This window comes from Enterobacter sp. SECR19-1250 (assembly GCF_013391025.1).
In the GTDB taxonomy this organism is placed as follows: domain Bacteria; phylum Pseudomonadota; class Gammaproteobacteria; order Enterobacterales; family Enterobacteriaceae; genus Enterobacter; species Enterobacter cloacae.
On record NZ_JACASJ010000159.1, the window covers coordinates 1 to 7,834 of the forward strand.

The 7,834-nt window shown below is 52.2% G+C and carries 5 protein-coding genes and 1 pseudogene; all 6 read left to right on the forward strand.

Annotation, left to right across the window (positions count from 1 at the left end):
• Positions 1–55: 55 nt before the first annotated feature.
• Positions 56–2,584: pseudogene (locus HX884_RS24505) on the forward strand (efflux RND transporter permease subunit); the annotation flags it as partial.
• A 237-nt stretch (positions 2,585–2,821) separates the two neighbouring features.
• A complete protein-coding gene (locus HX884_RS24510) occupies positions 2,822–3,043 on the forward strand; it encodes a lipoprotein (protein ID WP_013099001.1) in 222 nt (73 codons plus the stop codon).
• 474 nt (positions 3,044–3,517) lie between these two features.
• Positions 3,518–4,543, forward strand: coding sequence for an amino acid ABC transporter substrate-binding protein (locus tag HX884_RS24515; RefSeq protein WP_013099002.1), 1,026 nt, complete (start codon positions 3,518–3,520; stop codon positions 4,541–4,543).
• A 67-nt stretch (positions 4,544–4,610) separates the two neighbouring features.
• Positions 4,611–5,792 (forward strand): amino acid ABC transporter permease, encoded by a 1,182-nt coding sequence (locus HX884_RS24520; RefSeq protein WP_013099003.1) that lies wholly within the window; start codon positions 4,611–4,613, stop codon positions 5,790–5,792.
• A gap of 9 nt (positions 5,793–5,801) precedes the next feature.
• On the forward strand, positions 5,802–6,905 hold the full coding sequence (locus HX884_RS24525) for an amino acid ABC transporter permease (RefSeq protein WP_020687396.1): 1,104 nt from the start codon (positions 5,802–5,804) through the stop codon (positions 6,903–6,905).
• Positions 6,906–6,912: 7 nt separating this feature from the next.
• A complete protein-coding gene (locus HX884_RS24530) occupies positions 6,913–7,671 on the forward strand; it encodes an amino acid ABC transporter ATP-binding protein (protein WP_013099005.1) in 759 nt (252 codons plus the stop codon).
• Positions 7,672–7,834 lie beyond the last annotated feature (163 nt).

Below are 7,834 nucleotides of genomic sequence, written 5' to 3' on the forward strand. Positions count from 1 at the left end.
AACGTAGATCTCACCAATAAATAGCCGTCAATACGGCGCTCACTTAACGCTTACATACCAGCTGACGCCGCTGGACATTATTAATCAACTGAAAACCCAGAATGACCAGATAGCGGCAGGCCAGCTAGGCGGAACGCCGTCCGTGCCGGGCCAGCAATTGAACGCCTCGATCATTGCGCAAACCCGCCTGAAATCACCGGAAGAGTTTGGTCGCGTGACGCTGAAGGTGAACCAGGACGGCTCGATGGTGCACCTGAAGGATGTCGCACGCATTGAAATGGGCGGTGAAAACTACAATATGGTGACCAAAATCAACGGGCAGGCCGCAACCGGCCTGGGGATTAAGCTGGCGACCGGTGCAAATGCGCTGGATACGGCGGCGGCCATCAAGAGCAAGCTGGCGCAACTGCAGCAATTCTTCCCACAGGGTCTGAAGGTGGTTTATCCGTACGACACCACGCCGTTTGTGAAGATCTCTATTCACGAAGTGGTAAAAACCCTGTTTGAAGCGATCATCCTCGTCTTCCTGGTGATGTATCTGTTCCTGCAAAACCTGCGCGCGACACTTATCCCCACTATCGCGGTGCCGGTTGTTTTGCTGGGTACCTTCGCGGTGCTGGCGGCGTTCGGATTCTCCATCAATACCCTGACGATGTTCGGGATGGTACTGGCAATAGGCTTGCTGGTTGATGATGCCATCGTGGTCGTTGAGAACGTCGAACGCGTGATGGTAGAAGACAAACTGCCGCCGAAAGAGGCGACGCAGAAGTCGATGGAACAGATTCAGGGCGCACTGGTGGGTATAGCCATGGTGCTGTCGGCAGTCTTTATCCCGATGGCATTTTTCGGTGGCTCGACCGGGGCCATCTATCGCCAGTTTTCACTGACCATCGTTTCGGCAATGGCACTCTCCGTGTTGGTCGCCCTGATCCTGACCCCCGCGCTGTGCGCAACCCTGCTTAAACCGGTATCCGGCGATCACCACGAAAAGAAAGGCGGTTTCTTTAGCTGGTTTAATGCGCTTTTTGACCGCAGCGTGGAGCACTACAGCAACAGCGTGAGCGGCATTCTACGCAAGACCGGACGCTACCTGGTGGTGTACATCATCATTGTGGGTGGTATGGCGGTGCTGTTCCTGCGCTTGCCCACCTCCTTCCTGCCCGAAGAGGACCAGGGGGTATTTATGACGATGGTGCAACTTCCGGCCGGTGCGACCCAGACGCGTACGCAGCAGGTCCTCGATCAGGTCCAGAACTATTATCTGAAAAACGAGAAGGCCAATGTTGAATCTGTCTTTACCGTTAATGGCTTTAGTTTTAGCGGCCAGGGCCAGAACGCCGGTATTGCCTTCATCAGCCTGAAGCCCTGGGAAGCACGACCGGGGGCGGAAAATAGCGTTGAGGCGATTGTTGGCCGCGCGACAAAAGCCTTCAGTCAGATAAAAGATGGGCTCGTATTTCCGTTTAACCTGCCTGCGATTATCGAACTGGGAACCGCAACGGGCTTCGACTTCGAACTGATTGATCAGGCAAACCTGGGGCATACCTCGCTGACGCAGGCGCGGAATGAGCTTCTCGGAATGGTGAAAGCGCACCCTGACATGCTGGTGCGCGTGCGGCCAAATGGTCTGGAAGATACCCCGCAGTTTAAACTGGATGTCGACCAGGAGAAGGCTCAGGCGCTGGGCATCAGTCTTTCTGATGTCAACCAGACCATCTCAACGGCCCTGGGTGGAACTTATGTAAATGACTTTATCGATCATGGACGCGTGAAAAAGGTCTATGTCCAGGCTGATGCGCACTTCCGTATGCTGCCTGGTGACATCAGCAACCTGTATGTACGCAGCGCAAATGGTGAGATGGTACCTTTCTCCACCTTTAGCACCTCGCACTGGGTGTACGGTTCACCTCGCCTGGAGCGCTATAACGGGATGCCATCCATGGAGATCATCGGTGAGTCCGCCCCCGGTAAAAGTACCGGTGAGGCCATGGCGCTGATGGAAAGTCTTGCTGCAAAACTGCCTTCCGGCATCGGGTATGACTGGACAGGAATGTCTTATCAGGAGCGACTTTCCGGAAATCAGGCGCCTGCGTTGTACGCTATTTCACTGATTGTGGTGTTCCTGTGTCTGGCTGCTCTTTACGAAAGCTGGTCCATTCCCTTCTCAGTTATGCTGGTGGTTCCGCTGGGAGTCATAGGGGCGCTGGTTGCAGCAGCGTTACGTGGCTTGAACAATGACGTCTATTTCCAGGTGGGTTTGCTGACAACGATTGGTTTGTCGGCTAAAAACGCCATTCTGATCGTGGAGTTTGCCAAAGATCTGATGGAAAAAGAGGGTAATGGCATCATTGAAGCCACGCTGGAAGCATCGAGAATGCGCCTTCGACCGATCCTGATGACCTCGCTCGCCTTTATTCTTGGCGTCATGCCGCTGGTAATCAGCCATGGCGCCGGGAGCGGTGCGCAAAACGCGGTCGGGACAGGGGTAATGGGGGGCATGCTTTCCGCAACGCTTCTGGCTATCTTCTTCGTACCTGTTTTCTTTGTGGTCGTCCGGCGACGCTTTACGCGCCATAAAGAGTAATGAATACCTGAAAGGCACCTCTGGTGCCTTTTTATTTTAAGATAAACAGTGTATTAAGATCGCATTGTTAAAAAGAGTCAGTTTGCATTAAGTAAGAACGCCACGATGTTTACAAACAACATAATTTGAGATTATTCCTCGTGTAACGTGGGCTTATCCCGGTGGTAAAATAACCTCCAGTTCGTTAATAGCCCTCCTGGCTTTATAGCGGACGCGAAATAATACTGAGGTAACATCATGAAAAGATTCATTTCCGTTGCACTACTCGCTGCGCTGCTGGCTGGATGCGCGCACGACTCTCCATGTGTACCGGTATACGACGATCAGGGCCGACTGGTTCATACCAATACCTGTATGAAAGGTACCACTCAGGATAACTGGGAAACAGCAGGTGCTATCGCTGGTGGTGCTGCCGCGGTGGCGGGGTTGACGCTGGGTATTGTTGCCCTGACCCGATAACATCTGTTCAGAAAGCGCGGCTCTGGCCGCGCTTTTGCTTTGAATGAGTGCAGTAATATCAAATCAGTAAAAAAAAGACCCGTATTTATTCACACCATTAATTTTAGCCAGAAGCCTGTCACCTCTTTTTCACTTCCCCTTTTAAATTTTGTATTCAGTTTTAATGATTTTCACCCATTCATATTATTGAATACCCGGCCAATATTCACTCCGGAAACTATCTCTTCTTTTTCTCTGACCCTCCTTAAAAGTTTTGCTCCGATTTGTGGCACAGGTTGTAATTTCGCACCGTTTCGGGGCGCTCCTTTTATTTAAGCCTGTCTACACTCAGCATTAAGCGTTCACTTATCGCTTATTTCATCGAGCGCGAAACCTGGCATTACGTTTGCTATATAAACGTTGGCCAACGCCACAGATGGGTAAAAGTGTTTAAAACACCTAAATAACGATAAATTTAGCCACACAGGATGCATTATGAAAAAGACGATGATAGCCAGCCTGGCCGCTGCGGGTATGTTGTTTGCTGTTGCAGGTCAGGCCCATGCGGGCACAACGCTGGATGCCGTGAAAAAGAAAGGTTTTGTTCAGTGCGGTATCAGCGACGGTTTGCCTGGCTTCTCTTATGCCGATGCTAACGGCAAATTTACCGGTATCGATGTTGACGTCTGCCGGGGCGTCGCCGCTGCCGTTTTCGGTGATGACAGCAAAGTAAAATATACCCCACTGACGGCCAAAGAACGTTTCACCGCGCTGCAGTCCGGCGAAGTGGACATGCTCTCCCGTAATACCACCTGGACCTCCTCCCGTGATGCAGGCATGGGGATGTCATTCACCGGTGTCACCTATTATGACGGCATCGGTTTCCTGACCCACAATAAAGCGGGTCTGAAAAGCGCCAAAGAGCTGGACGGTGCGACCGTGTGTATTCAGGCCGGTACCGATACCGAGCTTAACGTCGCCGATTATTTCAAAGCGAATAATATGAAGTACACCCCGGTGACATTCGATCGCTCTGATGAATCAGCCAAAGCGCTGGAATCTGGCCGTTGCGATACGCTGGCGTCTGACCAGTCACAGCTCTACGCGCTGCGTATTAAGCTGAGTAACCCGGCAGAGTGGATCGTCCTGCCTGAAGTCATCTCTAAAGAGCCCCTTGGTCCCGTCGTTCGCCGTGGCGACGAAGACTGGTTCTCTATCGTTCGCTGGACCCTGTTCGCCATGTTAAATGCAGAAGAGATGGGCATCAGCTCGAAAAACGTCGATGAGAAAGCTGCCAAACCGTCTACCCCGGATATGGCACACCTGCTGGGCACAGAAGGCGATTTTGGCAAGGATCTGAAGCTGGATAACAAGTGGGCGTACCACATCATTAAACAGGTGGGCAACTACGCTGAGATCTTTGAGCGCAACGTGGGATCGGAAAGCCCGCTGAAGATCAAACGCGGCCAGAACAATCTCTGGAATAACGGCGGTATTCAGTACGCACCGCCAGTACGTTAAGTCTTTGCTGTAACGGGCACTGTGAACGCAGTGCCCACTCCAGAGTCATGGTTACCGAGGTTTCTTTATGTTCCATCGCCGCTCCCCCGTAAAAGGATCGCTATCCTTTTCTCATCCCGCGGTCCGCGCCTGGCTATTCCAGATTATTGCCATTCTTGCGGTTGTTCTTATCGCCATTTATTTAATTCATAACACGGTTACCAACCTGAATAATCGCGGTATTACCTCCGGCTTTGCTTTTCTGGATCGCAGTGCGGGTTTTGGCATTGTTCAGCATCTTATTGACTATCAGGAAGGCGATACCTACGGCCGCGTGTTCCTCGTCGGTTTACTCAATACACTGCTGGTCTCCGCGCTGTGTATTGTTTTCGCCTCCATACTGGGCTTTTTTATTGGCCTCGCTCGCCTGTCAGATAACTGGCTGCTGCGAAAGCTGTCCACCATTTACATTGAGACGTTCCGTAATATCCCGCCGCTGCTGCAGATTTTTTTCTGGTATTTCGCCGTACTGCGTAACCTTCCGGGCCCACGTCAGGCTGTCGATGCCTTCGATCTGTTTTTCCTGAGCAACCGTGGACTCTATATTCCTTCTCCTGAACTCGCAGAAGGGATATATGCTTTTATCGCCGCGATTATCATCGCGCTCGCCCTCTCTGCCGGGCTATTTCGCTATAACCGCAAACATCAGATCAAAACCGGGCAGCTTCGCAAGACATGGCCAATTGCGGCGCTTTTGATTATCGGTCTGCCGCTCCTGACACACTGGCTTTTTGGTGCCGCGTTACACTGGGATGTCCCACATTTGCGGGGCTTTAACTTCCAGGGCGGGATGGTGTTAATTCCTGAACTGGCGGCCCTGACCCTGGCCCTTTCCATTTATACGTCTGCGTTTATTGCCGAAATCATTCGGGCGGGGATCCAGGCAGTCCCGCATGGACAGCACGAGGCAGCACGCTCTCTGGGGTTACCTCATACGGTAACGCTTCGACAGGTCATTATTCCACAGGCGTTACGGGTCATCATTCCGCCCCTGACCAGCCAGTACCTCAATATTGTCAAAAACTCGTCGCTGGCAGCCGCAATTGGCTACCCGGATATGGTGTCACTGTTCGCCGGCACCGTGCTTAACCAGACAGGACAGGCCATTGAAACCATTGCCATCACTATGTCCGTCTATCTGATTATCAGCCTGGCGATCTCGTTGCTGATGAACCTGTATAACCGCCGTATCGCACTGGTCGAGCGCTAAGGAACTATGATGACAAAAGCGATACTGTCGCACTCTTCGCGTCCTGCCAACCCGACAGGTGGGCGTTTTATTCTCTGGGCGCGTAAGAATCTATTCTCCAGCTGGGGTAACAGTCTGCTGACAATAATTTGTCTGTGGCTGATGTGGGAGTTGATCCCGCCACTCATTAACTGGGCTTTCTTGCAGGCTAACTGGGTCGGTTCAACCCGGGCAGATTGTACAAAAGCTGGCGCTTGCTGGGTGTTTATCCACGAGCGTTTTGGTCAGTTCATGTATGGATTGTATCCGCACGAACAACGCTGGCGAATCAATCTGGCGCTGGTTATTGGGCTGCTCTCCATCGCCGTGATGTTCTGGAAAAGGCTGCCGCAACGCGGACGGTACATCGCCTGCTGGGCGGTGGTGTATCCGATTGTTGTGTGGGTGCTGTTGTACGGTGGTTTCCTGGGGCTGGAACGCGTGGAAACCCGACAGTGGGGCGGCTTAACGCTGACGCTGATTATTGCTTCTGTTGGGATCGCTGGCGCACTGCCGTGGGGCATTTTACTGGCGCTTGGCCGTCGCTCAAAAATGCCCGTTGTCCGTGTGCTCTCGGTTATTTTCATTGAGTTCTGGCGCGGTGTACCGCTTATTACCGTTCTTTTTATGTCTTCGGTCATGCTGCCATTATTTATGGCAGAAGGCACGACGATAGACAAACTGATCCGTGCCCTGGTGGGAGTCATTCTGTTCCAGTCAGCCTACGTTGCGGAAGTGGTGCGTGGCGGTCTGCAGGCATTGCCTAAAGGGCAGTATGAGGCTGCGGAATCACTGGCGCTCGGTTACTGGAAAACACAGGGGCTGGTGATACTTCCGCAGGCACTCAAGCTGGTTATCCCTGGGCTGGTGAACACGATCATCGCCCTCTTCAAAGATACCAGCCTCGTGATCATTATCGGATTGTTCGATCTCTTTAGCAGCGTGCAACAGGCAACGGTTGACCCTGTCTGGCTTGGCATGTCCACCGAAGGATATGTCTTTGCTGCTCTGATCTACTGGATCTTTTGTTTTAGCATGTCGCGCTATAGCCAGCATCTGGAAAAGCGCTTTAACACCGGGCGTACACCGCACTGAGGAAATTATGAGCCAAATAACTATGACACCCGCCGACGCGATGATTACGCTTGAAAACGTAAATAAATGGTACGGGCAATTTCACGTCCTGAAAGATATCAATCTTAAGGTCAAGCAGGGCGAACGCATTGTCCTTTGCGGCCCTTCCGGGTCCGGGAAATCGACAACCATTCGCTGCATCAATCACCTTGAGGAGCATCAACAGGGGCGTATTGTTGTTGATGGTATCGAACTGAATGAAGATATTCGCAACATCGAACGCGTGCGTCAGGAAGTCGGGATGGTGTTTCAGCACTTTAACCTGTTCCCCCATCTGACGGTGCTGCAGAACTGTACGCTTGCGCCGATTTGGGTGCGCAAAATGCCAAAAAAGGAAGCTGAAGCGTTAGCGATGCACTATCTGGAACGTGTACGTATTGCTGAACACGCCAATAAATTTCCAGGCCAGATATCGGGTGGCCAGCAGCAGCGTGTGGCTATCGCCCGTTCACTGTGCATGAAGCCCAAAATTATGCTTTTTGATGAGCCAACTTCAGCGCTGGATCCTGAAATGGTGAAAGAAGTTCTGGATACCATGATTGGGCTGGCGCAATCTGGAATGACTATGCTGTGCGTGACTCACGAAATGGGGTTCGCCAGGACCGTGGCTGACCGGGTGATCTTTATGGATCGCGGAGAGATTGTTGAACAGGCGCCACCGGATGAGTTCTTTGCGCATCCGAAGTCAGAACGCACGCAAGCATTCCTGTCACAGGTGATTCACTAGTCGTTTGTTATGCCGGGTGGCGGCTTCGCCGTACCCGGCCTACGCTGTGTGCCGTGTAGAAATGCAAAAAGGCCATCCTTTCGGATGGCCTTTTCACTTGTTTGATGTCTGGCAGTTCCCTACTCTCACATGGGGAGACCCCACACTACCATCGGCGCTACGG

Bases quoted from the DNA above. Each gene is read 5' to 3' on its own strand.
- HX884_RS24530 (WP_013099005.1), top strand. From the start codon at position 6,913: ATGAGCCAAATAACTATGACACCCGCCGACGCGATGATTACGCTTGAA.
- HX884_RS24510 (WP_013099001.1), top strand. From the start codon at position 2,822: ATGAAAAGATTCATTTCCGTTGCACTACTCGCTGCGCTGCTGGCTGGA.
- HX884_RS24515 (WP_013099002.1), top strand. From the start codon at position 3,518: ATGAAAAAGACGATGATAGCCAGCCTGGCCGCTGCGGGTATGTTGTTT.
- HX884_RS24520 (WP_013099003.1), top strand. From the start codon at position 4,611: ATGTTCCATCGCCGCTCCCCCGTAAAAGGATCGCTATCCTTTTCTCAT.
- HX884_RS24525 (WP_020687396.1), top strand. From the start codon at position 5,802: ATGACAAAAGCGATACTGTCGCACTCTTCGCGTCCTGCCAACCCGACA.